This is a genomic window from Providencia stuartii (genome assembly GCF_029277985.1).
Classification (GTDB): Bacteria; Pseudomonadota; Gammaproteobacteria; order Enterobacterales; family Enterobacteriaceae; genus Providencia; species Providencia zhejiangensis.
In genome coordinates, this window is sequence record NZ_CP119546.1 from 4,040,181 (window position 1) to 4,065,148 (window position 24,968).

Annotated in this window: 24 protein-coding genes and 2 tRNA genes; 5 read left to right on the forward strand and 21 right to left on the reverse strand. The window is 43.3% G+C overall.

Annotation, left to right across the window (positions count from 1 at the left end):
• Nucleotides 1-18 precede the first annotated feature (18 nt).
• From pnp to rlmE, 14 genes are all read right to left on the reverse strand, one after another.
• Entirely contained in the window at nucleotides 19-2,142 is a 2,124-nt protein-coding gene (pnp, locus tag P2E05_RS18295; protein ID WP_154622844.1) for a polyribonucleotide nucleotidyltransferase, read from the reverse strand.
• Nucleotides 2,143-2,543: 401 nt separating this feature from the next.
• On the reverse strand, nucleotides 2,544-2,813 hold the full coding sequence (gene rpsO, locus P2E05_RS18300) for a 30S ribosomal protein S15 (RefSeq protein ID WP_154622845.1): 270 nt from the start codon (nucleotides 2,811-2,813) through the stop codon (nucleotides 2,544-2,546).
• Between the two features lie 122 nt (nucleotides 2,814-2,935).
• Nucleotides 2,936-3,880 carry a tRNA pseudouridine(55) synthase TruB gene (gene truB / locus P2E05_RS18305; RefSeq protein WP_154622846.1) on the reverse strand — a complete coding sequence of 315 codons (945 nt, stop codon included), beginning with the start codon at nucleotides 3,878-3,880 and terminating at the stop codon, nucleotides 2,936-2,938.
• Nucleotides 3,880-4,290, reverse strand: coding sequence for a 30S ribosome-binding factor RbfA (rbfA, locus tag P2E05_RS18310; protein ID WP_154622847.1), 411 nt, complete (start codon nucleotides 4,288-4,290; stop codon nucleotides 3,880-3,882). Before rbfA ends, truB begins: the two co-directional genes overlap by 1 nt.
• A gap of 202 nt (nucleotides 4,291-4,492) precedes the next feature.
• On the reverse strand, nucleotides 4,493-7,225 hold the full coding sequence (infB, locus tag P2E05_RS18315; protein WP_154622848.1) for a translation initiation factor IF-2: 2,733 nt from the start codon (nucleotides 7,223-7,225) through the stop codon (nucleotides 4,493-4,495).
• A gap of 23 nt (nucleotides 7,226-7,248) precedes the next feature.
• Nucleotides 7,249-8,757 (reverse strand): transcription termination factor NusA, encoded by a 1,509-nt coding sequence (gene nusA, locus P2E05_RS18320; protein ID WP_154622849.1) that lies wholly within the window; start codon nucleotides 8,755-8,757, stop codon nucleotides 7,249-7,251.
• 23 nt (nucleotides 8,758-8,780) lie between these two features.
• Complete coding sequence (gene rimP, locus P2E05_RS18325) at nucleotides 8,781-9,233, reverse strand: ribosome maturation factor RimP (protein ID WP_014657325.1); 453 nt, start codon at nucleotides 9,231-9,233, stop codon at nucleotides 8,781-8,783.
• Nucleotides 9,234-9,440: 207 nt separating this feature from the next.
• Nucleotides 9,441-9,517: transfer RNA gene (locus P2E05_RS18330), tRNA-Met, on the reverse strand.
• Nucleotides 9,518-9,575: 58 nt separating this feature from the next.
• Nucleotides 9,576-9,665, reverse strand: a tRNA-Leu gene (locus P2E05_RS18335).
• A gap of 93 nt (nucleotides 9,666-9,758) precedes the next feature.
• On the reverse strand, nucleotides 9,759-10,097 hold the full coding sequence (gene secG / locus P2E05_RS18340) for a preprotein translocase subunit SecG (RefSeq protein ID WP_154622850.1): 339 nt from the start codon (nucleotides 10,095-10,097) through the stop codon (nucleotides 9,759-9,761).
• Nucleotides 10,098-10,358: 261 nt separating this feature from the next.
• Complete coding sequence (glmM, locus tag P2E05_RS18345; protein ID WP_154622851.1) at nucleotides 10,359-11,696, reverse strand: phosphoglucosamine mutase; 1,338 nt, start codon at nucleotides 11,694-11,696, stop codon at nucleotides 10,359-10,361.
• On the reverse strand, nucleotides 11,689-12,537 hold the full coding sequence (folP, locus tag P2E05_RS18350; protein ID WP_272657848.1) for a dihydropteroate synthase: 849 nt from the start codon (nucleotides 12,535-12,537) through the stop codon (nucleotides 11,689-11,691). The genes glmM and folP overlap by 8 nt, the downstream gene beginning before the upstream one ends.
• A 68-nt stretch (nucleotides 12,538-12,605) precedes the next feature.
• Nucleotides 12,606-14,582: an ATP-dependent zinc metalloprotease FtsH gene (gene ftsH / locus P2E05_RS18355; protein WP_154622853.1), complete on the reverse strand. Its 1,977-nt coding sequence runs from the start codon at nucleotides 14,580-14,582 to the stop codon at nucleotides 12,606-12,608.
• Between the two features lie 57 nt (nucleotides 14,583-14,639).
• Nucleotides 14,640-15,269, reverse strand: coding sequence for a 23S rRNA (uridine(2552)-2'-O)-methyltransferase RlmE (rlmE, locus tag P2E05_RS18360; protein ID WP_154622854.1), 630 nt, complete (start codon nucleotides 15,267-15,269; stop codon nucleotides 14,640-14,642).
• Nucleotides 15,270-15,476: 207 nt separating this feature from the next.
• On the opposite strand from rlmE, the gene yhbY reads away from it, so the two are divergent.
• A complete protein-coding gene (gene yhbY / locus P2E05_RS18365) occupies nucleotides 15,477-15,770 on the forward strand; it encodes a ribosome assembly RNA-binding protein YhbY (protein WP_154622855.1) in 294 nt (97 codons plus the stop codon).
• A gap of 118 nt (nucleotides 15,771-15,888) precedes the next feature.
• On the opposite strand, the gene greA is transcribed toward yhbY, so the two are convergent.
• On the reverse strand, nucleotides 15,889-16,365 hold the full coding sequence (gene greA, locus P2E05_RS18370) for a transcription elongation factor GreA (protein WP_154622856.1): 477 nt from the start codon (nucleotides 16,363-16,365) through the stop codon (nucleotides 15,889-15,891).
• 260 nt (nucleotides 16,366-16,625) lie between these two features.
• On the opposite strand from greA, the gene dacB reads away from it, so the two are divergent.
• Nucleotides 16,626-18,074, forward strand: coding sequence for a serine-type D-Ala-D-Ala carboxypeptidase (dacB, locus tag P2E05_RS18375; protein WP_154622857.1), 1,449 nt, complete (start codon nucleotides 16,626-16,628; stop codon nucleotides 18,072-18,074).
• Nucleotides 18,075-18,149: 75 nt separating this feature from the next.
• On the opposite strand, the gene cgtA is transcribed toward dacB, so the two are convergent.
• From cgtA to rplU, 3 genes are all read right to left on the reverse strand, one after another.
• Complete coding sequence (cgtA, locus tag P2E05_RS18380; protein ID WP_154622858.1) at nucleotides 18,150-19,322, reverse strand: Obg family GTPase CgtA; 1,173 nt, start codon at nucleotides 19,320-19,322, stop codon at nucleotides 18,150-18,152.
• A 130-nt stretch (nucleotides 19,323-19,452) separates the two neighbouring features.
• The gene (gene rpmA / locus P2E05_RS18385) at nucleotides 19,453-19,710 is read right to left on the reverse strand and encodes a 50S ribosomal protein L27 (protein WP_004915755.1); all 258 of its coding nucleotides are present in this window, start codon (nucleotides 19,708-19,710) and stop codon (nucleotides 19,453-19,455) included.
• 19 nt (nucleotides 19,711-19,729) lie between these two features.
• Nucleotides 19,730-20,038 carry a 50S ribosomal protein L21 gene (rplU, locus tag P2E05_RS18390; RefSeq protein WP_004915752.1) on the reverse strand — a complete coding sequence of 103 codons (309 nt, stop codon included), beginning with the start codon at nucleotides 20,036-20,038 and terminating at the stop codon, nucleotides 19,730-19,732.
• 335 nt (nucleotides 20,039-20,373) lie between these two features.
• Here rplU and ispB point away from each other — a divergent pair, with 335 nt between their 5' ends.
• Nucleotides 20,374-21,345 carry an octaprenyl diphosphate synthase gene (gene ispB / locus P2E05_RS18395; RefSeq protein WP_276122942.1) on the forward strand — a complete coding sequence of 324 codons (972 nt, stop codon included), beginning with the start codon at nucleotides 20,374-20,376 and terminating at the stop codon, nucleotides 21,343-21,345.
• A gap of 25 nt (nucleotides 21,346-21,370) precedes the next feature.
• Here ispB and P2E05_RS18400 read toward each other — a convergent pair whose 3' ends face one another.
• Nucleotides 21,371-21,733, reverse strand: a complete 363-nt coding sequence (locus P2E05_RS18400) for a DNA-binding protein (RefSeq protein ID WP_154622860.1) — start codon at nucleotides 21,731-21,733, stop codon at nucleotides 21,371-21,373.
• Nucleotides 21,734-21,879: 146 nt separating this feature from the next.
• A complete protein-coding gene (locus P2E05_RS18405; RefSeq protein ID WP_154622861.1) occupies nucleotides 21,880-22,227 on the reverse strand; it encodes a DNA-binding protein in 348 nt (115 codons plus the stop codon).
• A gap of 517 nt (nucleotides 22,228-22,744) precedes the next feature.
• Here P2E05_RS18405 and P2E05_RS18410 point away from each other — a divergent pair.
• Complete coding sequence (locus P2E05_RS18410) at nucleotides 22,745-23,017, forward strand: helix-turn-helix domain-containing protein (protein WP_154624537.1); 273 nt, start codon at nucleotides 22,745-22,747, stop codon at nucleotides 23,015-23,017.
• A gap of 79 nt (nucleotides 23,018-23,096) precedes the next feature.
• Here P2E05_RS18410 and mdh read toward each other — a convergent pair whose 3' ends face one another.
• Nucleotides 23,097-24,035, reverse strand: coding sequence for a malate dehydrogenase (gene mdh, locus P2E05_RS18415; protein ID WP_154624536.1), 939 nt, complete (start codon nucleotides 24,033-24,035; stop codon nucleotides 23,097-23,099).
• Between the two features lie 439 nt (nucleotides 24,036-24,474).
• Here mdh and argR point away from each other — a divergent pair, with 439 nt between their 5' ends.
• Nucleotides 24,475-24,945: a transcriptional regulator ArgR gene (gene argR, locus P2E05_RS18420; protein ID WP_154624535.1), complete on the forward strand. Its 471-nt coding sequence runs from the start codon at nucleotides 24,475-24,477 to the stop codon at nucleotides 24,943-24,945.
• Nucleotides 24,946-24,968 lie beyond the last annotated feature (23 nt).

Below are 24,968 nucleotides of genomic sequence, written 5' to 3' on the forward strand. Positions count from 1 at the left end.
GCGCTGTTCAGATTCAGCCTATTCTGCTGAGTCCTGCTGCTGTGCTGGAGTTTCTTCAGTCGCGACAGCTTCTTTCATGCTCAGGCGGATACGGCCTTGACGGTCGATTTCCAATACCTTAACAGGAACTTCTTGACCCATTTGCAGATAGTCAGTCACTTTCTCAACACGCTTGTCCGCGATTTGAGAAATGTGAACCAAACCTTCTTTACCGCCACCGATAGCAACAAATGCTCCGAAATCAACAATACGAGTCACTTTACCTTGGTAAATACGACCCACTTCAACTTCAGCGGTAATTTCTTCAATACGACGAATAGCTTCTTTCGCTTTTAGACCGTCGGTCGCGGCGATCTTCACTGTACCGTCATCTTCGATTTCGATGGTTGTCCCCGTTTCTTCTGTCAGTGCACGGATCACAGAACCACCTTTACCGATAACATCTTTAATCTTGTCCGGATTAATACGAATAGTATAAATACGCGGAGCAAATTCAGAGATCTCTTCGCGAGGACTGTTAATCGCTTGTTCCATTGTCCCTAAAATATGCAGACGAGCACCTTTTGCTTGGTTCAATGCCACTTGCATGATTTCGCGAGTGATACCTTCAATTTTGATGTCCATTTGCAGTGCGCTGATACCATCACGGCTACCCGCCACTTTAAAGTCCATATCACCCAAGTGGTCTTCATCACCTAGGATATCGGACAGAACAACAAAATCATCACCTTCTTTCACGAGACCCATTGCAATACCAGCAACAGCCGCTTTAATTGGTACACCAGCATCCATCAGAGCCAACGAAGCACCACAAACTGACGCCATTGATGATGAACCATTTGATTCAGTGATTTCTGATACCACACGAACAGTATATGGGAAGTCAGCATGGTCAGGCATAACAGCCAATACACCACGTTTTGCTAAACGACCATGACCAATTTCACGGCGCTTAGGTGAACCTACCATGCCCGTTTCACCGACAGAATATGGAGGGAAATTATAATGGAACAAGAAACGATCAGTATATTCGCCCATTAACTGGTCAATAACCTGTGCATCACGCTCAGTACCCAATGTTGCGGTAACCAGAGCCTGAGTTTCACCACGTGTAAACAGGGCGGAACCATGGGTACGAGGTAGAACACCCGTACGCACGTCGAGAGCACGCACCATGTCTTTCTCACGACCATCGATACGTGGCTCACCACGAATAACACGGCTACGAACAACTTGTTTTTCTAAGTTAGCCAAAATTTCAGCAACTTCAGCGACATCAACGTTTTCGTCTTCAGCAACGATGGCAGCGGTCACTTCTTCTTTAATCAAGTCAACTTGCGCATAACGCTCTTGTTTTTCAGTAATGCGGTATGCGTCGCCCATACGGCTTTCAGCCAGTGCAGCCACTTTATCACGCAGAGCTTGGTTAACTGGCTCTGGTTGCCAATCCCATTTTTCTTTGCCTGCTTCTTTAACTAATTCGTTAATCTCTTTAATGACAACTTGTTGTTGGTCATGACCAAAAACAACAGCACCTAGCATTTGCTCTTCGCTTAACAGCTCTGCTTCTGATTCAACCATCAGAACAGCACCTTCAGTGCCCGCAACAACTAAGTCGAGACGGCTTGATTTCAGCTCATCTGCTGTTGGGTTCAGAACATATTGATCATTAATGAAACCAACACGTGCCGCACCAATTGGACCATTGAAAGGAACGCCGGACAAGGCCAGTGCAGCTGAAGCACCAATCATAGCGACGATATCAGGGTTAACTTGAGGGTTAACTGAAACAACCGTTGCAATGATTTGGATTTCGTTGAGGAAACCTTCTGGGAACAGAGGACGTAGAGGACGGTCAATCAAACGAGCGATCAGTGTTTCGCCTTCGCCTGGGCGACCTTCACGACGGAAAAAGCTACCCGGGATACGACCTGCCGCATAAGAGCGCTCTTGATAGTTAACCGTCAGAGGGAAGAAATCCTGACCTTCTTTAACTTTTTTCTGAGCAACCGCAGTAACAAATACTGCTGTATCATCCATATTTACCATCACAGCCGCCGTCGCTTGACGCGCGATCATGCCAGTTTCGATGGATACAGTATGCTGACCGTATTGAAATTTACGAACAATAGGATTTAACAAAATATCACCCTTTATTTTAGGCCACCTGAGCTTCTCTAGTGGCATTGGCTTTCTCTTCCTACTACAGCCTCGCGACTAATGAGAACACTGATGTTCATATAATCAATGTTCTCATTAGCCGCGCGAATCGGTGTAGCTGAAGAGGCGTTAATAAAACAATTAATTAGGAACTATAGCTTAGCATTTAAGTTAAGTATAATTCGAGTACTACTTCAACTTTATGTATAACTTTTAGAAGAAAAGGGGCCATTTGGCCCCTTTCCACTGAAACTGACTATAGTCGTCATATTTCGAGTTGCAGCGATGTTAACTAGGCTAATTTAAGCTAGCCACATAACTCTGCGCCTAGCCTTTCAATTCACTTATTGACTAGCTGCACCTAGAATTATTTAGAGTATAGATTAGCGACGCAGACCCAGACGCTCGATCAGAGCTGTGTAACGTGCGATATCTTTACCTTTCAGGTAAGCTTGCAATCTACGACGCTGAGCAACCATACGCAGCAGACCACGACGGCTGTGGTGATCTTTTTTGTGCTCTGAAAAGTGGCTTTGCAGGTGGTTGATTTGCGCAGTTAACAGTGCGATTTGCACTTCACTTGAACCAGTGTCGTTAGCATCGCGGCCGAATTCAGCAACGATTTTTGCTTTCGCTTCAGTACTTAGAGACATAATAAACTCCAAATGTATAAATGTATGTAATGAGACCCAATCTCTAATTTAGTATCTCACAGATTAAGCGCCGCTATTCTACGCTGCTTGTAGCAGCAAAGCAATAAGCGCCGCTATGCAGATTATTCATTTTCGACAACTAAACGCCGTGGGGCAATTCGTAGGTCTTCACTGATTAATGCGATACCAATAAAACGCTGCGCTGCACCACAAGTAATACGTACCATTGTACCTTCGGCAAGTTGACCGATATCCGCCCTGACCGGCTGGCCTTGCTTGAAATAAGCGGCCGTTTCGTCGGTCAAATTAATGACTGGAAAATGAATAACCGCGGTATCCATTGGTAGCAATAAAGGATCAAGTAACGACTCGAAAGTGCCTTCACCCTCATCAACCTTCGCTCTTAGTTCGGCGAGTTGCTCCAATGTAACCATACGTTCGTATGGATAATTGGCGACTTGAACTCGACGCAAATAAATCACATGAGCACCACAGCCTAACATTTCACCTAAATCATCTATAATTGTCCGAATATAGGTGCCTTTAGAGCAGTGAATTTCCAGCTCAAGTTCATTATTCTCTAAACGAAGAAATTGCAACTCATAAACCGTTATCGGACGGGCTTCTCGTTCAACAGTGATCCCTTTTCGTGCATATTCATACAATGGACGCCCCTGATGTTTCAATGCCGAGTACATAGAGGGCACTTGTAAGGTATCACCACGAAAATGCGCTAATGCAGCGTCCAGCTGAGCCTGTGTAAACTCAACATCGCGCTCACTAATAATTTCACCATGAGAATCAGACGTATCCGTACGTTGACCCAACCGTGCAATCACACGATAGCGCTTATCTGAATCGAGTAAGAATTGAGAAAATTTGGTTGCTTCACCGAGACAAACAGGGAGCATCCCTGTTGCAAGTGGATCTAACGCACCCGTGTGACCCGCTTTATTTGCATTGAAGAAGCGCCGCACTTTTTGCAGCGCATCATTTGAAGAAATATCCGTGGGTTTATCCAGCAGCAAAACGCCATGTATATCACGGCCGCTACGACGACGCCCCATTATTTTTCCTCTTTACTATCCGCATCCGCACGACGCATTTCATCATTGCGAATCACATTCGAAACTAAGTTAGACATACGCATACCATCAACCAGTGAGCTATCGTAAGAAAACGTTAACTCAGGAATAACACGTAAGCGCATCGCTTTACCTAGCAAAGAACGAATAAAACCTGAGGCTTCATTCAGAGCTTTAATGCCATCTTGCACCATTTGAGATTCATGCTCTTCATGAGAGATATTAAGGAAGGTAACAAACACCTTGCCATACGCTAAATCTCTTGAAAGCTCAACACCTGAAACCGTTGCCATTCCAATGCGGGGATCTTTAACTTCACGCTGCAAGATAATCGCAATTTCTTTTTGCATTTCTTGTGCTACGCGCTGAGAACGACTAAATTCTCTTGCCATCGTTATATCTCCTGACATTAAGGGGGGCATAAGCCCCCCAAATATACTCATCCTACTTTTAAGATGCCGTGTTGTTGACTACGCTGATTCGTCCTAATCACATACCGATGTATCTTCTTAAGCACTCATTCACTTGTCGCCTAACGGCATCCTAAATGATTTAGAATAAATATTAATCTGTAATTACAGTATATCAAAGAAATTAACCGTCAATAGAACGCTTAACTTCAATCACTTCAAAGACTTCAATCATATCGCCAACACGGACGTCATTGTAGTTCTTAACACCGATACCACATTCCATACCGTTACGTACTTCGTTGACGTCATCTTTAAAGCGACGTAATGATTCCAGCTCACCTTCGTAAATAACAACGTTATCACGTAGGACGCGGATTGGGTTATTACGCTTGATAGTACCTTCTGTCACCATACAACCTGCGATTGCACCAAATTTTGGTGACTTAAATACATCACGGACTTCGGCAAGCCCCATGATTTGCTGTTTGTATTCAGGCGCCAGCATACCGCTCATCGCTTGTTTGATCTCATCAATCAAGCTATAGATGACGGAATAGTAACGTAAGTCAACGCTTTCACTCTCGATAACACGACGAGCAGATGCATCCGCACGAACGTTAAAGCCAAGAATAATCGCATTTGACGCAGCTGCCAATGTCGCGTCAGTTTCCGTGATACCACCCACGCCAGAACCGATGATTTTAATTTTCACTTCATCAGTAGACAGTTTCATCAGTGAGTCAGTAATGGCTTCACAAGTACCTTGAACATCGGTTTTCAGAACAATGTTCAATTCAGACACTTTACCGTCTTCCATGTTAGCAAACATGTTTTCCAGTTTAGATTTCTGCTGGCGAGCCAGTTTCACATCACGGAATTTACCTTGGCGATACAATGCAACTTCACGTGCTTTTTTCTCGTCACGAACAACCGTTGCTTCATCACCGGCTGACGGTACATTTGATAGGCCGAGGATTTCAACAGGCATGGATGGACCCGCAGATTGTACCTCTTTACCTAATTCGTTACGCATTGCACGAATACGGCCGTATTCAAAGCCACACAGAACGATATCGCCTTTGTTAAGCGTCCCTTCTTGAACAAGGATAGTCGCAACTGGACCACGTCCTTTATCAAGATAAGACTCAACAACCACACCGCTTGCCATACCCGCATAAACCGCTTTCAGTTCTAATACTTCAGCTTGCAGTAAGATAGCGTCGAGCAGGTCATCAATACCCGTTCCTTTTTTCGCTGATACACTGATAAATTGTGTATCACCACCCCAATCTTCAGAAATAACGCCGTATTGTGACAGCTCATTTCTAACGCGATCTGGGTCAGCTTCTGGTTTATCAATTTTGTTCACAGCAACAACAATTGGCACACCCGCCGCTTTCGCGTGTTGGATGGCTTCAATCGTTTGTGGCATCACGCCATCATCTGCTGCAACAACCAGAACAACGATATCCGTTGCCTGTGCACCACGAGCACGCATTGACGTAAACGCGGCGTGACCTGGGGTGTCTAAGAAGGTAATCATACCTTTGTCTGTCTGCACATGGTAAGCACCAATGTGCTGGGTGATACCACCCGCTTCACCAGAAGCAACTTTGGTCGAACGAATATAGTCAAGTAGCGACGTTTTACCATGGTCAACGTGACCCATGATAGTGACGACAGGTGCACGAGGTTCTTCACCCGCTGAACCTGTATCACGATCGTTCATTACCGCTTCTTCTAGCTCGTTTTCACGACGAAGGATAACTTTGTGTCCCATTTCTTCTGCAACCAGTTGTGCAGTTTCTTGGTCAATGACTTGGTTGATAGTCGCCATCGCGCCCATCTTCATCATTGTTTTAATCACTTGTGAGCCTTTAACGGCCATTTTATTCGCCAGTTCACCGACAGTGATCGTTTCGCCGATAACAACATCACGGTTAACTGCTGCGGCTGGCTTATTAAAGCTTTGTTGCAGTGAGCTACCTTTACGTTGTTTACCTTTGACACGATTAGAGCGACCCACAGCGCGTTCTTCTTCGCGATCAGCCTTCTCCGAAAGTTTATTCCCTTTCTTCTGGCGAGGCGCTTTAGCGCTACGGTTACGAGAACGACGGCCTTCTTCTTTCTCGTCGTTTTCATCTTCCGCGGCACGAGCATGACGAGAAGTTGTCGTGTGATAATCACTATCATCGTCGACTTTGGAATCATTATTCCACTTATCGTTATTTTCTTCTGCCATTTTGCGGGCTTCTTCAGCTACACGTCTCGCTTCAGCTTCAACTTTACGCTGGGTTTCTTCTTCAACTTTACGTTTCAGAGCCGCAGCTTCAGCTTCACGGCGCTGTTTTTCAGAGTTGTTTTCACCGGCTTTGCCAGCTTTTTGATGATTTTCGCTTGGTTTCACTTTTTCTCTTTCCGCTACTTCGCGCGTAGCTTTTTCAGCTGCTTCACGTTTTGCTTTCTCTTCGGCCTCGCGCTTTGCTTCTGCTTCACGTTTCGCATTTTCTTCTGCAATACGTTTTGCTTCTGCTTCGCGTTTGGCCAGTTCTTCAGCTTCGCGCCGTGCTTGCTCTTCCGCTTCACGCTTCGCCTGCTCTTCCGCTTGCGCTTGCTCAGCGTCGCGGTTCACATAAGTGCGTTTTTTGCGGACTTCTACATTTACCGATTTGCTCTTACCACCGGTGACTGGAACACTCAACGTACTACGCGTTTTACGTTGTAGTGTTAACTTACTTGGCTGACCCGCAGAACCGCCTTGTTCACGATTCAAATGGCCCAGCAATGTCTCTTTTTCTGACTGACTAACAGAGTCATTCTCACCTTTTTTGATCCCTGCTTCAGCAAATTGCTGTATCAGGCGTTCAACTGTGGTTTGAATTTCTGCTGCCAATGATTTTACAGTTTCTGTCATGCCGTTCCTTCCTGCTACAGTGTTTACGCATCGTTACCGAACCAGCAAATATTACGTGCGGCCATGATGAGTGCACCTGCTTTCTCACCATCCAGACCTTCAATATCAATAAGGTCGTCGATGCCCTGCTCAGCAAGATCTTCCAGTGTACAGATACCGCGAGTAGCCAAATTATAGGCCAAAGTATTATCCATACCTTCCAGATTTAATAAATCTTCTGCTGGCTGATTATCACCTAGGCTCTCTTTTTGAGCCAATTCAATTGTGGTAAGGGCCGCTTTCGCTCTTTCACGTAGAACTTCAACAGTTTCTTCATCTAAACCGTCAATTTCCAGAAGCTCTTTGATAGGCACGTAGGCCAGTTCTTCTAACGTCGAGAAGCCTTCTTCAACAAGTGCAGTGGCGAACTCTTCATCAATATCAAGATGCTTGGTGAATGTGTCAATAGAAGCATGTGCTTCTGCCTGATGTTTTGCATTCAGCTCTTCTGCGGTCATGACATTCAGTTCCCATTTGTCATCACCACGGTGTTTTTTCAGTAATTGTGCCGCCAAACGAACGTTTTGACCATTACGGCCGATCGCTTGAGCCAAATTACTGCTTTCTACGGCAACATCCATTGTACATTTGTCTTCATCGACCACAATAGATGCCACATCAGCCGGAGCCATTGCATTAATCACGAATTGAGCTGGGTTATCATCCCATAACACAATATCAATTCGCTCGCCGCCTAACTCACTAGAAACCGCTTGAACTCGCGCACCACGCATACCAACACAAGCACCGACTGGATCAATACGCTTATCGTTAGTTTTTACTGCAATCTTGGCACGAGAACCGGGATCACGAGCAGCAGCTTTGATTTCAATAATTTCTTCACCGATTTCTGGCACTTCAATGCGGAATAGTTCAATCAGCATTTCAGGGCGAGAACGGGTCACAAAAAGTTGCGCACCGCGTGCTTCAGGACGGACATCATACAGCACACCACGAATTCGGTCACCTGGACGGAAATTTTCACGCGGTAACATATCTTCACGTAAGATAACGGCTTCAGCATTATTGCCAAGATCTAACGTAATATTTTCACGATTAACTTTTTTAACTTGAGCAGTGATGATTTCGCCTTGCTGCTCACGGAACTGGTCAACGACCATTGCACGTTCAGCTTCACGAACTTTCTGAACGATAACTTGTTTTGCTGTTTGTGTTGTAATACGGTCAAACGCAACAGATTCAATCTGATCTTCAACGTATTCGCCCAGTTGAAATTCTGGGTTTTCAAATTGTGCAGCTTCCAGCGTAATTTCACGCGTTGGCATAGTAACATCTTCAACAATTAACCAACGACGAAAAGTGTCAAAATCACCCGATTTACGATCAATCGCTACACGAACGTCGATTTCTTGTTCATATTTCTTTTTGGTTGCTGTCGCTAGTGCTGTTTCCAGAGCCTCGAATATTTTTTCACGAGGGAGGGATTTTTCGTTAGAAACCGCTTCTACAACAGCCAGAATTTCTTTGTTCATCCTAGTTGCCTCATTGAACTTAATTAAAAGTGGGGTACCAAGTTAGCTTTCTGGATGTTGCCAAGGGCGAACACTTCATCCTTACCATCCACAGTAACCGTTATCATTTCACCTTCGACGGCTTTAATAATGCCTTGCCATCTACGGCGGTTCTGCATCGCTATGCGTAAAGTCAGTGCCACCTCTTCACCGACAAAACGCTCATAATGGGCGACAGTGAATAGCGGGCGCTCTAGCCCTGGTGACGATATTTCTAGGTTATAGACCACAGAGATTGGATCTTCGACATCCAACACTGCACTCACCTGATGGCTGACATCAGCACAATCATCAACAGTGATGCCTTCTTCACTATCGATGAAAACACGCAATGTCGATGTACGCGCACGGACAAACTCTAAGCCTACAAATTCAAAGCCAAGTGCTTCCACCGGTGCTGAAATCATCTCTGTCAATTTTTGTTCTAATGTGGACAAGCCCACCCCCAGACATAAAAAAAGGGCTATAAAAGCCCAGTTAATTCGATTGTCAAATAACAAAAAACCCCGAAATTTCGGGGCTTTATGAAACTGGACCCTGTAGTGCCAACGGGTTCTACCATGTTCTTAGTATATCTTTAAAATCTAGATAAATCGATGAGAAATTCCGATAAATACATCTGACAAGATATGCTGACTAAGAATTGGTTGCGGGAGCCGGATTTGAACCGACGACCTTCGGGTTATGAGCCCGACGAGCTACCAAGCTGCTCCATCCCGCGTTCGAAAACGTGACATATTCTACACAAATAACTCGTATAGCACAAGTTATCTAAATAATGGTGCCGAGGACGGGACTTGAACCCGTACGCCCGTTTTGTAGGCACTACCACCTCAAGGTAGCGTGTATACCAATTTCACCACCTCGGCACTGAGGCGAGGTTATTCATTTATTAATAAACAATAACCTCAAATTCTTTATTTTGATGATGGCTAAAGGCCTTCATCCGGAATCTTTAACACTTAACGAGGAATATCACTCGTTGGTGTAGCTGGTGCTGCCGGAACGTCTGTTGGTTGCTCGACTTTTGCCGGTTCACTGATGTTTTCCCACTTACTACCAGTTCCATATTTGTTGGCAGTCATGTTGCCAAGAATCAAACTGATAATGAAAAACGCAGCAGCCAAGATTCCAGTCATACGAGTCATGAAGTTACCAGAACCCGATGAACCAAACAGTGTTGCAGATGCACCCGCACCGAATGACGCACCCATGTCAGCACCTTTACCTTGTTGCAACATGATCAGACCAATAAGGCCGATAGCTACCAACAAGAAAACAATTAAAAGAGCTATGTACATTCGAGTTACCTATTCAGTTGCGGCACATAGTGTTACCACTATGACCTAAAGTACTGCACACCTACTCATTTTACCTTTCAGGAAGACCTTTACAGGATTGAGCAGGTGCGAATACTAACCAAAGCTGAGCAGACAAGCAAGCCAAATTTTATTTCCGCGGTTTATTTGCGGAAAAAAACAGCAAATAAGTCAAACGGCTTGCCACTTTGTCATGCTTTCAGCGAGTCCCTTATTTTTAAACAGCATATATGCTGAATGTGATTAACCTTCAGCTTTGACAGCGTCAGCAATACGATTTGCCATGGCTAAAACTTCAGCTTCATTTTCGCCTTCCACCATAACACGAATCAGTGGTTCAGTTCCTGATTTTCTCAGTAACACACGGCCTTTACCTGCCAATTCCTTCTCCACTTGCTCATTTGCCGCCAATACCGCTTCACTTTGCAGTGGATCATGGGAACCAGAAAAACGCACGTTGACCAAGACTTGAGGAAGTAATTTCATTCCACTACAGAGATCATGCAGGCTCATTTGGTTACGTACCATCGCACTCAATACTTGCAAACCAGCAACAATGCCATCTCCTGTTGTCGTCTTATCTAATAAGATAATATGACCTGAGTTTTCAGCTCCCATACGCCAGCCTTTTTCTTGAAGCTTCTCAAGGACATAACGGTCGCCTACTTTTGCACGTTCAAACGGAATACCGAGCTGTTTCAGCGCAATCTCTAGCCCCATATTACTCATTAGTGTGCCAACAACGCCACCTTTTAGCTGACCTTGACGTAAGGCTTCACGTGCGATGATATACAGGATTTGGTCACCATCGACTTTGTTACCTTCATGGTCAACCATAATTAAACGGTCACCATCACCATCAAACGCCAAGCCAACATCCGCTTTTTCTGCTAAAACACGCTCTTGCAGCATGCGTACGTCGGTAGCACCGCATTTTTCATTAATGTTAATGCCATTAGGCTCGCAGCCAATTGCGATCACTTCCGCGCCTAATTCACGAAAAACATTCGGTGCAATGTGATAAGTGGCACCATTCGCGCAATCAATAACCACTTTTAAGCTAGATAGACTTTGCTCACTTGGGAAGGTGCCCTTACAAAATTCAATGTAACGCCCTGCCGCATCAACGATACGATTTGCACGACCTAATTCAGCTGACTCGACACAAGTGATCGGCTTTTCCATTTCTGCTTCTATCGCTTCTTCGACTTCATCAGGTAATTTTGTACCATCAATAGAGAAGAATTTAATGCCATTGTCATCATATGGGTTATGAGAAGCGGAGATAACGATACCTGCTTCAGCACGGAAAGTTCGAGTAAGGTAAGCAACCGCAGGGGTTGGCATTGGACCTGTGAATGAAGCAGATAATCCTGCCGCCGCCAAGCCAGCCTCTAAAGATGACTCCAACATATAACCAGAGATACGCGTATCTTTACCAATAATAATTTTCCGTGAACCATGGCGCGCAAGGACTTTTCCTGCTGCCCAACCTAATTTTAAGACAAAATCAGGCGTGATTGGGCTATCACCCACTTTGCCACGAATACCATCGGTACCAAAAAATTTACGGTTACTCATACGCTAACTTTTCCTTTTCTGACAGAGTCATCTGAACGATCTGCATTGCTTGAACGGTTTCTTTGACATCATGCACACGAATAATTTGTGCACCTTTCATTGCGGCAATTGTCGCGCAAGCAACACTTCCCACAAGCCGTTCTTGTGGTGGAACACTCAATAAGTTTCCAATCATAGATTTACGAGACATGCCTGCCAATAGCGGTAGTCCGAAATCATGAAACTGATCCAAATTTGCCAATAGCTGGTAATTATGCTGCAAATTTTTGCCAAAACCAAAACCTGGATCGAGTATTATCTGTTGCCTATCAATTCCTGCCGCGACACAGCGCTCAATTTCAGTATTAAAATATTCTTTAACTTCTCTTACCACATTTTCATAATTAGGCGCGTCCTGCATGGTTCGTGGTTGACCTTGCATATGCATAATACACACAGGTAAACCACTTTGAGCCGCAACTTCGAGGCTACCCTCTTCATGTAATGAGCGGATATCATTGATTAAGTGCATGCCTGCTTTTGCCGCCTCTGACATGACTTCTGCTTTTGAGGTATCAACAGAAATCCAGACATCAAATCGTTTTGCGATTGCTTCAACAATAGGAATGACTCTATCGAGTTCTTCGTTAATCGAAACATCGGCAGCACCGGGACGGGTCGATTCACCGCCGATATCGATAATCGATGCCCCTTCATTAACCATTTTAGCGGCATGCTCGAGTGCATCATGATAACGATTATGAGTGCCACCGTCTGAAAATGAGTCAGGAGTAACATTCAAAATCCCCATCACCTTGGGAGCCGACAAATCAAGTTCACAACCTTTCGCTCTGATTTTCATTCGTTATCTCACCTTAACGTAAAAAACCCCAGAGACCTGGGGTTTTTCTATATAGACTTCACGATAGCTTACTGAGGTTTGTTATCGTTTGTATTATCTGGTGAATGCGATCCACCTTCACTGTCTTTTGGTTCTTCAGATTGTTGAGGTTTTTCCGTATTGATTTCAGGCTTTGATGCGCTTGCACCAGTACCAAAGGAACCCGTTACGTTACTTACCTTTTTATCTTCATCCCAACCTGCTGGCTCACGCACTGGACGTCGATTCATCAGATCATCAATCTGAGGCATATCGATAGTTTCATATTTCAACAATGCATCTTTAGTTGCATGCAAAATATCAATATTGTCTGTTAACGTTTTATAAGCCAACTGATAACAGTGGTCTAAGATAATTTTAATTTCTTCATCGACAATGCGAGCGGTTTCATCAGAAATGCCAGAACCATTACCAGAAGAACGACCTAAGAACGCTGGACCTTCCTCTTTAGAATACTGCATTGGACCTAAACGATCTGAGAAGCCCCATTGTGTGACCATGTTACGTGCTAAGTTTGTCGCAAACTGAATATCAGATGACGCACCGGTTGTGACTTTTTCACGACCATAAATCAACTCTTCTGCGATACGACCCGCATATGCCGTTGCAATCATCCCTTCCAGTTTTAGGCGGCTACGGCTGACTTCATCCCCTTCAGGTAAGAAGAAGGCCACACCGAGCGCTTGTCCACGAGGAACAATAGTCACCTTATGAACAGGGTCATGTTCAGGCATTAAGTGACCAACAATCATATGCCCACCTTCATGATAGGCGGTTGATTCTTTTTGTTCTTCCGTCATCATCAGAGAACGACGCTCAGCACCCATCCAAATTTTGTCACGCGCTTTTTCAAACTCAACCATCGAAACAACACGTTTATTTGCACGAGCGGCGAATAAAGCGGCTTCGTTAACTAAGTTTGCTAACTCAGCACCCGAGAAACCCGGTGTCGCACGAGCTAAGATAAAGGTATCAACACTTGGGTCGATAGGAACACGACGAATATGAACTTTTAAAATTTGTTCACGACCACGAACATCCGGTAGTCCAACAACAACCTGACGGTCGAAACGGCCTGGACGCAATAATGCAGGGTCAAGAACATCAGCACGGTTGGTCGCAGCAATAACGATAATCCCTTCATTGCCTTCGAAACCATCCATTTCAACCAACATTTGGTTCAATGTCTGTTCACGCTCATCGTGACCACCACCTAAACCGGCACCACGTTGACGACCTACAGCATCGATTTCATCGATGAAAATAATACAAGGCGCGGCTTTTTTCGCTTGTTCAAACATATCACGAACACGAGATGCACCAACACCCACAAACATTTCAACGAAATCAGAGCCTGAGATGGTAAAGAAGGGGACTTTTGCTTCACCAGCAATGGCTTTAGCAAGCAACGTCTTACCCGTACCTGGAGGGCCTACCATCAAAACGCCTTTAGGAATTTTACCACCCAGCTTTTGGAAACGAGCAGGTTCACGGAGGAAATCAACGATTTCACCGACTTCTTCTTTTGCTTCATCACAACCTGCAACATCCGCAAAAGTTGTTTTGATTTGATCTTCCGTCAGCATTCTAGCTTTGCTTTTACCGAATGACATCGCTCCCTTACCGCCACCACCTTGCATTTGGCGCATAAAGAAGATCCAGACACCGATTAGCAGAAGCATTGGGAACCAGGAAATAAAGATAGTTTGCAGAAAGCTAGGTTCTTCTGGTGGCTCACCAACGACAGTTACGTGCTTATTTAGTAGCGTGTCTAACAGCTTCTCGTCCTGCATAGGAAGATAAGTTGTATAGCGGCTATTATCAGCTTTTCTGACGTTTAATTCACGACCTGTGATACGAACTTCACGTACCTGATCCTGGGCTAACTCATTGATAAACGTAGAATAATCAACTCTGCGATTATTCGAATCGCTTGGGCCAAAACTCTGGAACAAGGACATCAGAACAACTGCGATGACTAACCAGAGAATCAGGTTTTTCGCCATGTCACTCAAGGGATTAACCTCATATTACAACTGTGTTAACAAATAACGTTCAGGGTACTACAGTTTTAGCCCTGTCGCTACAATGTATACTTCACGCGATCGTGCCCGCGAAGATTCGGGTTTACGAACTTTTACCTTCGTAAATAGGGAGCGGATATCCCTGAGGTACTCGTCAAAGCCTTCTCCCTGAAACACTTTAACAATAAAACTTCCCCCAGGTGCCAGCACAGCACGGCACATATCCAATGCTAACTCAACCAGATACATCGATCGAGGTATATCGACCGCGGGAGTCCCACTCATATTGGGAGCCATGTCAGACATGACTACCTGGACTTTTTTATCACCAACCCGCTCTAACAATGCTGCCAACACTGCTTCTTCACGAAAATCCCCTTGAAGGAAATCAACGCCGACAATCGGGTCCATAGGTAAAATATCACAAGCAATCACCCGGCCATTATTGCCTATTTGGCTGACAACATACTGTGACCAACCTCCGGGTGCTGCCCCCAAATCAACAACGGTCATGCCTGGTTTAAAAATTTTATCACCTTGCTGGATTTCATCCAGTTTAAACCATGCACGTGAGCGAAGCCCTTTCTTTTGTGCTTGCTGAACATATTTATCACTAAAATGTTCTTGCAACCAGCGACTTGAGCTTGCCGAACGTTTTTTATTGGCCATTGCATTTTCCAACTATACTAATAGAACACATCTATCCCCACTATTTTTCAAACTACATGACTATTCATCACTTCACAGACATGTAACACGAATTATTTTGGGTATTCATTGTTACTTCTTTACCATCCGACAGAGATTAATTGATGGTGATAGATATCAGATGGCGGTAGAATAAGCCATTTTCAATACTAACGAAGTAAAAAATCGATGAATCTTAACAAAAAACAAATCCAGCACCTGAAAAGCCTTGCTCATCACTTAAACCCAGTTGTTATGATTGGCAACAATGGATTAACTGAAGGCGTATTAGCAGAGATTGAACTTTCATTAGCTCATCATGAGCTTATCAAAGTCAAAATCGCAGGCGAAGATCGCGAAACTAAAAATTTGATCGCGGCGGCAATCGTTCGCGAAACGGGTGCTGCTAATGTACAAATTATAGGCAAGATACTTGTTCTCTACCGTCCATCGGCTGAGCGCAAAATTATTTTACCTAAATAATCACCCTTAATTTATATAAAAATGCCATTGAAGGCAGCTTTTATATGAAGAAAAAGGCCGCTAGCGGCCTTTTTCGCTAATACAGTAAAATAATATAACCAATTCAGTGAAATAGGAATCAGATATACTCAACTTTAAGAATTTCGAACTCAACATCACCGCCTGGGGTTTTAATCACAACCACATCATCGAGTTCTTTACCTATCAACCCGCGTGCAATCGGTGAATTGACAGAGATTAGATTAATTTTAATATCTGCTTCATCATCACCCACAATACGGTAAGTCAGTTCTTCATCTGTATCAACATTCAGAACAGTTACTGTTGCACCAAAGATCACACGACCATTATTTGCCATTTTAGTGACATCAATCACCTGAGCATGGGAAAGCTTTGATTCGATTTCTTGAATTCGACCTTCACAGAAACCCTGTTGTTCGCGCGCAGCATGATATTCTGCGTTTTCTTTCAAGTCACCGTGTTCACGAGCTTCGGCAATTGCTGCAATAATTTCCGGGCGGCGGACAGATTTAAGATGATCGAGCTCTTCTCGTAATTTATCTGCACCCAATACCGTCATTGGAATCTGTTTCATTGATAAATACCTCTGTTTCAATCCTATCTAAAAATAAGTATCTTCCTGATTTTTGTAACAACAGCACACTACCCCCCGTAAGAAAAAAGGGGGCGTTCGAACAATACACAGGCCGTGAATGACTCTTTAGTAACCATTCACACACTTATCTTATCACAATGCTTGCCATTCTAACGTAGAGTTAATAGCGGGTCATCGTTTACTTTTTCAGGCATTACACTTTAGTATGTACAGTATGTCTACCCTAATGCGTGAAATTTATGCCGTTATTAACACTCACCAGAAAATGGATCATCACTTTAGGACTTGTTTTGGCGACAGGACAAGCAGTTGCTATTCCGATTGATGATTATAAACAATATTTACCCGATGGTACTAACCTCGCTCTGGTTGCGCAAAAAGTCGGTAGCGATACGCCTATTATTGATTACAACGCACAGCAAATGGCACTGCCTGCTAGTACTCAAAAAGTCGTTACTGCACTCGCTGCACTTTTACAGCTTGGCCCTGATTACCGTTTTGTGACCAACTTTGAAACGGACGCCAAATTAAGTGGTAATACATTAACGGGCGATCTTGTTATCCGCTTTAGTGGCGATCCAACGCTCACTCGCCAGCAGATTCGCAATATGGTGAATGCATTAAGGCAGTTGGGGATCCACAAAATAGAGGGGGATCTCATTGTCGATATTTCGGCATTTACCAGCCATGATAAAGCGCCAGGCTGGGTGTGGAACGATATGACACAATGCTTCAGTGCGCCCCCTGCTGCGGCTATTATCGATAGAAACTGTTTTTCGGTCTCACTTTACCCCGCCCAGAAAGCGGGTGACATGGCCTATATCAAGGCTGCGAGTTTCTACCCCGTTAATATGTTTAGTGAAGTCAAAACATTAGCCCCAGGCGCTCCTGAAGGTCGCTATTGTGAACTTGACGTCGTGCCGGGCGAGTTAAATCGTTATACCTTAACAGGGTGCCTAGCTCAACGCAGTGAACCTCTACCACTCGCGTTTGCTGTACAAAATGGGGCTAGCTATTCTGGCGCTATTGTTAAAAATGAACTACAAAATGCAGACATTGAATTAACCGGTCATGTGAAAAAACGTACGCTACCAACGGCGCCATCACAGGTTTTAGTCAAAACGGAATCACAGCCACTGCATGATCTGCTCAAAGTCATGCTGAAAAAATCTGACAACATGATTGCTGATACCGTATTTCGTACTATCGGGCGTGACTATTATGGTGTCCCCGGAACATGGCGTTCCGGCTCCGATGCGGTTAGACAGATTTTAAAGCAGAAGGCAGGCATTGATTTAGGAAACACCGTAATGGTCGATGGCTCAGGCTTATCACGCCATAACCTAATTACGCCTGCAACTATGATGGAAATTTTACAGTTTATTGCCAAAAATGATCAGCAACTTGATTTTATTTCGATGCTGCCTCTTGCAGGACACGATGGCACGTTACGCTATCGTGGTGGGTTAGATGAAGCGGGCGTCAATGGCAAAGTTTCAGCAAAAACAGGTGCGTTACAAGGAGTCTATAACCTTGCTGGCTTTATAACTACTGCCAGTGGTCAACGAGTCGCCTTTGTACAATTTATTTCTGCCTATGCAGTACCACAGAATCAACAACGTAGTCGACGTGTTCCTTTGGTGCGTTTTGAAAGCAGACTCTATAAAGATCTTTTCCAAAAAAATTGATCACCTAACATGATCAAGACAAATAAAAAGGCGCGGTAATAAGCATCCGCGCCTTTTTCATATCAGTCGATTGACTTATTTTTGATAGATGATTTCGACACCTTCGTCATCATCTTCATCCCAATCGTCATCCCAATCATCCAGATCTTCGGCACCCTCTAGTTGCTCTTTGTGGTAGTCATCCCACATAAATTCAACTTTTTCAGGTTGTTTTTCATCTTCAGTGACGGCCATATCACGTGGTTGAGTTTCCATAAACTCCATGATATCCCAGCACAGGGCTTTTACGCCTTCATGATTCACCGCAGAGATCATGTAGTATTTGTCTTCCCAGCCCATGGCTTTGGCAATTTCAGCCGCACGCTTAGCAGACTCTTCAGGGCCAAGAATGTCGACTTTGTTAAAGACCAACCAGCGTGGTTTTTCAGCGAGTTTTTCACTGTATTTTTCGAGTTCGCTAATAATGATCTTCGCATTTTCTACTGGATCAGATTCATCAATTGGGCAAATGTCGATTAAATGCAATAAAACGCGACAACGCTCTAGGTGCTTAAGGAAACGGATCCCTAGACCTGCGCCTTCAGCTGCCCCCTCGATCAATCCAGGAATATCTGCAACCACAAAGCTTTTTTCGTTATCCATCCGTACGACACCGAGACTTGGCACTAAGGTGGTGAATGGATAATCTGCAACTTTTGGCTTTGCAGCTGATACAGAGCGAATAAAGGTAGACTTACCTGCATTCGGCATCCCTAACATACCGACATCTGCCAAGAGCATTAATTCTAACATCAGTTCACGCGTTTCACCTGGAGTACCCATCGTGCGTTGACGTGGTGCACGGTTAACTGAAGATTTAAAACGGGTGTTACCTAGGCCATGAAAACCGCCCTTAGCAACCATTTGACGCTGTTCATGGCGCGTCATATCACCCAGTACCTCACCGGTACCAAGATCGCGTATACGCGTTCCTACAGGGACTTTAATCGTGATATCTTGACCACGCTTACCGGTACAGTCACGGCTTTGTCCATTTTGCCCACGCTCAGCGCGGAAAGATTTTTCAAAGCGATAATCGATGAGTGTATTGAGGTTCTCATCTGCTTGCAGGTAAACGTCACCGCCGTCACCGCCGTCACCGCCGTCAGGTCCACCTTTTGGAATATATTTTTCACGACGGAAGCTGACACAACCATTGCCGCCATCTCCCGCCACAACCAAAATCTTGGCTTCATCTACAAATTTCATAATTCTTTCTCCGTATGATAGCCATTATAGTGCTGGATGGCCGCGTTACCCAGAGATGGCGTATTTTGAATATAAAAAGCCCCGCAAAAAGTTTTTGCAGGGCTTTAATTCGAATTAAAAGTCAGAAAACTTATTCAGCTTCGATGCTGATAAATTTACGATTTTGAGGACCTTTAACTTCAAATTTAACTTTTCCGTCCGCTAAAGCGTACAGAGTGTGGTCACGGCCACAACCTACGTTGTTACCTGCGTGGAACTTAGTACCACGTTGACGAACGATGATGCTACCTGCTAATACAGCTTCGCCACCGAAACGTTTTACACCCAGACGTTTTGCTTCTGAATCGCGACCGTTACGAGTCGAGCCGCCAGCCTTTTTGTGTGCCATTAATCTGCTCTCCTAAATCTTAAGCGATGCCAGTGATCTTAACATCAGTGAACCACTGACGGTGACCCTGTTGTTTACGGCTGTGTTTACGACGACGGAATTTGACGATCTTAACTTTATCGCCACGACCGTGTGCAACCACTTCCGCTTTCACTTTTACGCCTTCAACGACAGGAGCGCCAATTTTGATATCGTCGCCATTAGCAACCATCAGAACGTGATCAAATTCAACAGTTTCACCTGTTGCGATGTCCAGCTTTTCTAGGCGGACAGTTTGACCTTCGCTAACTCGGTGTTGTTTACCACCACTTTGGAAAACCGCGTACATATTAACTCCGCTTTCCGCGTACTCGCTAAATAATTTAATTCCAGAGTACGCTATAAAATATTCACAATAGGGCGCGAATTCTACGCAAAAAAGCGTCAGAACACAAGCCAATAATGCAGTTAGATCACAAAAAAACCGACTTTTTTATTCCATGCACAGGTTAGCCGCTAAATTATGATGAATAACTCGAATTGTTACTTATTTAAACATTTTTTGCATTACAACTAATTATCTTAGAAATATTAATGTTATGCTTACAGGATAACTGTTTTATTGGCGGCACCTTTTTTTAGCAACAGGTGACGGCTAAAATCTTATAATATGAATAAATTACGATGAATTTAGAATCTATTGTTGAACTAACTACAGAGGATATGTCAGCGGTTAACGAGGCAATCCTCAGTCAATTGAATTCAGACGTTGCGCTCATTAACCAGCTTGGTTATTACATTGTTAGCGGTGGTGGGAAAAGGATCCGTCCAATGATCGCAGTGCTGGCAGGACGATCTCTTGGCTATTCAGGGCATAAACATATTCAAGTTGCTGCCCTGATCGAGTTTATCCATACAGCCACTTTATTACATGATGATGTGGTCGACGAATCGGATATGCGCCGTGGCAAACAAACTGCCAATGCTGTTTTCGGCAATGCGGCAAGCGTACTGGTAGGAGACTTTATTTATACTCGATCCTTCCAGATGATGACGGATCTTGACTCTATGCGCGTATTGAAGTTGATGTCAGAAGCCACAAACGTCATCGCAGAAGGTGAAGTTTTACAGCTAATGAACTGTAACGATCCGAACATTACTGAAGAAAACTATATGCAAGTGATCTACAGTAAAACAGCCCGCTTATTTGAAGCTGCTGCACATGCTTCGGCGATTTTAGCCTCTGCAACTCCCGAGCAAGAGAAAGCCTTACAGGACTATGGCCGTTATTTAGGTACAGCCTTTCAATTGATTGATGATCTGTTAGATTATGATGCCGATAATACGCAACTCGGTAAAAATACGGGTGATGATCTTGATGAAGGGAAACCAACGCTTCCTCTTCTGCATGCAATGAATCATGGCACTGGAGAAGAAGCTAAATTGATCCGCCAAGCGATCGAGCAAGGTAATGGTCGTCATCTGCTAGAGACAGTACTCGCTACCATGAAACGTTGTGGCTCGCTCGAGTATACTTATACCCGCGCACAGGAAGAGTCGCAAAAAGCCATTGATGCCTTAAGTGTTCTCGATGATTCAATATACAAAGAAGCGCTTATCGGTCTTGCTAACGTCGCGATTTCACGTCATTCATAGTTCTCTATGCCATTAGGGGATGAAATTATTCTTCCCCTTTTTCTTCTTGTTCTATTCGAGCGAGCAATGATGATAAACCATAGCGCAAAATATATTTAACGATTTTATTGCGCTCAGCCTCTGTCAGTTGGTAATACGCGCCCGTCCATATTTGTAAAGCATCCATCCTTTGGCTTTGATACCCCACAGAGGGTTCCGCAAGACTCAGTTGACCCTGTATTTCTCCAGGCAAGCTATCTAAATGATATTCTACAGCTTTACCTTGAACACCACGCTTACGACGATTTTTCCATCCTTCCCTTCTCGCCATTAAATTAACGCCTTGGGGGGAAGTTGGTAAGCCTTCTAAACCTGCTAATTCTTTCGCAGTGAACCACATTTTTTTCATATTATCTCTTTCGAATTTATATGATGAAATCTGCCGTTGAGGCTATATCTAGGACTATATCTCTACCTTGTTAACAAAGAATTAATTGAGCTTAAATATAAGTATTCTTCATTAATTAATTACATCAGACCTCTTTTTAAGGTAGGTCATTTTTTATTTATTAAATCCACTAATGCTATTACCCCTTCGCGCATAATAAATGCCAAAATGGCGCTGCGCTCTTCCGGTGAAAGTTGGTAATATATTTCCTGCCAAATAAATGCATTATCATTATGTTTTACTTGATATAATGCAGGCGTCTCATAAACAGAAAAGGAATCAAATAAACCTTCAGGTAAACTATGAATATGATATTCCAACGCCTTTCCTTGAATACCTCGCCGTTTGCGGCATAGCCAGTTTTCCCGACGAGCCATCGCATTTATCCCCTGAGTTGTCATTGGCAGTCCCTTTAAACCAACTAACTCTTTCGCTGTTAACCACTCTTTTTGCATACTTGACCCTCCTGGTCATTATTTACAATTCAATAATAATTGCTGAAAAATGTGCTTATTTTCTCAATAACCTTATTCTCATTTGTTTTTATTAAAACTTATTATTAATTAATATATGAGTTATACATGTAAAGTGTATTTTAATTTCTTTTAATAACAACAAATTGAGTTGAAATCAGCATACAATTCTCTTTTTTTGCTGAATAATATTTATATATTATTAGTAGTTATAACTATAATCATTAATATGCCATTTCCCTCAGATAACTATAAGTAGTTAGTTTTTATTTTCAATATGTTAGATGTACCCACAAATATATTTGCTAACGCTTTCTAATATTTCACAAAAATAGAATCCCTTTCATAAAACTGAATTTTTAGAAAAAATTAGAAATATTTTTGGGAAATTTCTGTTATTTTATTTCCAATAACAGGACGATTGCAGTGAATGTATCACAAAGTCCTGTTAGATGTACTACTAACTCTACATGATTCTGAGTAAAAAAAGGACTAAAAAATGATCTTACGGAAATCGGATTGGCATCCAGCAGATATAATTGCCGCATTACGTAAACGCGGAACAACTCTAGCAGCAATATCTCGACATGCGGGTTTAAGCTCTTCCACACTGGCGAACGCTTTATCTCGCCCTTGGCCAAAAGGAGAATGGATTATTGCAAATTTTCTTGAAATCCACCCATCAGAAATATGGCCAAGCCGCTATTTTAATCCCATTACAGGTGAATTATTAGAAAGAAAGATAAGAGAAAAAGTATCAACATCACGCTAAAAACCAATAAAAAAAACCGCTGACCCAATTCGTTAGGAGCAGCGGTTTTCTTAAAATTCAGTAAAAAACTGAGCGACAATTAGCCGTTAATGAATTTTTCGCCTAGTTCGATATCTTTTTTCAGTACATCTAGCATATCTTTCAGTGCTTTTTGTTCAAAATCACTTAATTTACCGTAAGAGATGTGCTCTTCAATCCCGTTTTTGCCTAAACGAACGGGTTGAGCAAAGAAACGGGCATGTTCACCTTCGCCTTCAGTATAAACACACTCGATCACGTTAGGTTCACCTTGCAGACCGCGGATCAGAGAGAGGCCGAGACGTGCAGCTGCTTGACCCATAGACAGGGTTGCAGATCCACCACCTGCTTTTGCTTCAACAACTTCAGTACCTGCGTTTTGAATACGCTTAGTCAGTGCAGCAATTTCCTCTTCGGTGAACTCAACACCTGGAACTTGAGATAATAAAGGTAGGATCGTGACGCCTGAGTGACCACCAATGACAGGCACTTCGATTTCATGAGGTTTCTTACCTTTCAGTTCTGCAACGAAAGTATTCGAACGGATAATATCCAGCGTTGTCACACCAAACAGACGGTTTTTATCATACACACCTGCTTTTTTCAGTACTTCAGCAGCAATAGCCACTGTCGTGTTAACAGGGTTAGTAATGATACCGATCAAGGCTTTTGGACAGGTTGTCGCAATTTGTTGAGTCAAATTACGAATAATACCAGCGTTAACATTAAACAGGTCTGAACGATCCATACCTGGTTTACGAGCAACACCAGCTGAGATCAGTACAACATCGGCACCTTTCAGTGCAGGGGTCGCATCTTCACCTGAAAAACCAACCACTTTCACATCAGTTGGGATATGGCTAAGGTCTGCAGCAACACCCGGAGTTACTGGTGCGATATCGTATAGAGAGAGTTCTGAACCTGCTGGAAGCTGGTTTTTAAGAAGAAGGGCCAGAGCTTGACCAATACCACCTGCTGCGCCTAGAACTGCAACTTTCATTCTGAAACTCCTTTATTTGTACTTTAAAAAGTATATGGATTCATCTTGTTATGCATTAAACACATTACTGATAAAAAACAATTCATTAACAGATGTTGAAGCATATTAAAGTTAATACGCTTACGTACTCATTTTATCTATTCTAAACAAAATCCTTATCTGTTAATGAGATAAGGGGCACTTTTTTAACAAATAGTTTTTATCACTATTGACCTTTACATAATAAATAGTTTTTACGGATTTGTTACAAATAATACATTAGCGCATTTTTTTCTGTGCGAATTGAGTGTTTCACGCTAAAACCATCTCCGCGTTGAGTGCTCGATTCATAAAGGCAGATCGTTCCTGTATACGAAACCATCATAACGCAATTTTGTTGCATAAAAATTCACATTTACGGATAATACAACTTAATTTATTGTCATAGGATGGGTTAATTATGCGTACACCGTCTAAACAAGAAGACTTGGTTAAAGCTTTTAAAGCTCTACTTAAAGAAGAAAAATTTAGCTCTCAGGCTGAAATTGTGATCGCACTGCAAGAGCAAGGCTTTGAAAATATCAACCAATCAAAAATTTCCAGAATGTTAACTAAGTTCGGTGCCGTTCGTACTCGTAACGCTAAAATGGAAATGGTTTACTGTTTACCTACTGAACCCGGTGTTCCTACTGCCACCAGCCCACTAAAAAACCTTGTACTTGATATTGATTACAATCACTCTGTTGTTGTGATTAGAACCAGCCCAGGTGCAGCGCAGCTGATCGCACGTTTACTGGATTCTTTGGGGAAAGCGGAGGGTATTTTAGGTAGCATTGCGGGTGACGATACTATTTTTTCTACGCCAGCGAATAATTTCACCACTAAAGAGCTTTATGAAGCGATCCTTGCGCTTTTTGATCAAGAACTCTAAGACTGTTGTCACTCAGGCGGGAA

Bases quoted from the DNA above. Each gene is read 5' to 3' on its own strand.
- rpsO (WP_154622845.1), bottom strand. From the start codon at position 2,813: ATGTCTCTAAGTACTGAAGCGAAAGCAAAAATCGTTGCTGAATTCGGC.
- truB (WP_154622846.1), bottom strand. From the start codon at position 3,880: ATGGGGCGTCGTCGTAGCGGCCGTGATATACATGGCGTTTTGCTGCTG.
- rbfA (WP_154622847.1), bottom strand. From the start codon at position 4,290: ATGGCAAGAGAATTTAGTCGTTCTCAGCGCGTAGCACAAGAAATGCAA.
- infB (WP_154622848.1), bottom strand. From the start codon at position 7,225: ATGACAGAAACTGTAAAATCATTGGCAGCAGAAATTCAAACCACAGTT.
- nusA (WP_154622849.1), bottom strand. From the start codon at position 8,757: ATGAACAAAGAAATTCTGGCTGTTGTAGAAGCGGTTTCTAACGAAAAA.
- secG (WP_154622850.1), bottom strand. From the start codon at position 10,097: ATGTACATAGCTCTTTTAATTGTTTTCTTGTTGGTAGCTATCGGCCTT.
- glmM (WP_154622851.1), bottom strand. From the start codon at position 11,696: ATGAGTAACCGTAAATTTTTTGGTACCGATGGTATTCGTGGCAAAGTG.
- folP (WP_272657848.1), bottom strand. From the start codon at position 12,537: ATGAAAATCAGAGCGAAAGGTTGTGAACTTGATTTGTCGGCTCCCAAG.
- ftsH (WP_154622853.1), bottom strand. From the start codon at position 14,582: ATGGCGAAAAACCTGATTCTCTGGTTAGTCATCGCAGTTGTTCTGATG.
- rlmE (WP_154622854.1), bottom strand. From the start codon at position 15,269: ATGGCCAATAAAAAACGTTCGGCAAGCTCAAGTCGCTGGTTGCAAGAA.
- yhbY (WP_154622855.1), top strand. From the start codon at position 15,477: ATGAATCTTAACAAAAAACAAATCCAGCACCTGAAAAGCCTTGCTCAT.
- greA (WP_154622856.1), bottom strand. From the start codon at position 16,365: ATGAAACAGATTCCAATGACGGTATTGGGTGCAGATAAATTACGAGAA.
- dacB (WP_154622857.1), top strand. From the start codon at position 16,626: ATGCCGTTATTAACACTCACCAGAAAATGGATCATCACTTTAGGACTT.
- cgtA (WP_154622858.1), bottom strand. From the start codon at position 19,322: ATGAAATTTGTAGATGAAGCCAAGATTTTGGTTGTGGCGGGAGATGGC.
- rpmA (WP_004915755.1), bottom strand. From the start codon at position 19,710: ATGGCACACAAAAAGGCTGGCGGCTCGACTCGTAACGGTCGCGATTCA.
- rplU (WP_004915752.1), bottom strand. From the start codon at position 20,038: ATGTACGCGGTTTTCCAAAGTGGTGGTAAACAACACCGAGTTAGCGAA.
- ispB (WP_276122942.1), top strand. From the start codon at position 20,374: ATGAATTTAGAATCTATTGTTGAACTAACTACAGAGGATATGTCAGCG.
- P2E05_RS18400 (WP_154622860.1), bottom strand. From the start codon at position 21,733: ATGAAAAAAATGTGGTTCACTGCGAAAGAATTAGCAGGTTTAGAAGGC.
- P2E05_RS18405 (WP_154622861.1), bottom strand. From the start codon at position 22,227: ATGCAAAAAGAGTGGTTAACAGCGAAAGAGTTAGTTGGTTTAAAGGGA.
- P2E05_RS18410 (WP_154624537.1), top strand. From the start codon at position 22,745: ATGATCTTACGGAAATCGGATTGGCATCCAGCAGATATAATTGCCGCA.
- mdh (WP_154624536.1), bottom strand. From the start codon at position 24,035: ATGAAAGTTGCAGTTCTAGGCGCAGCAGGTGGTATTGGTCAAGCTCTG.
- argR (WP_154624535.1), top strand. From the start codon at position 24,475: ATGCGTACACCGTCTAAACAAGAAGACTTGGTTAAAGCTTTTAAAGCT.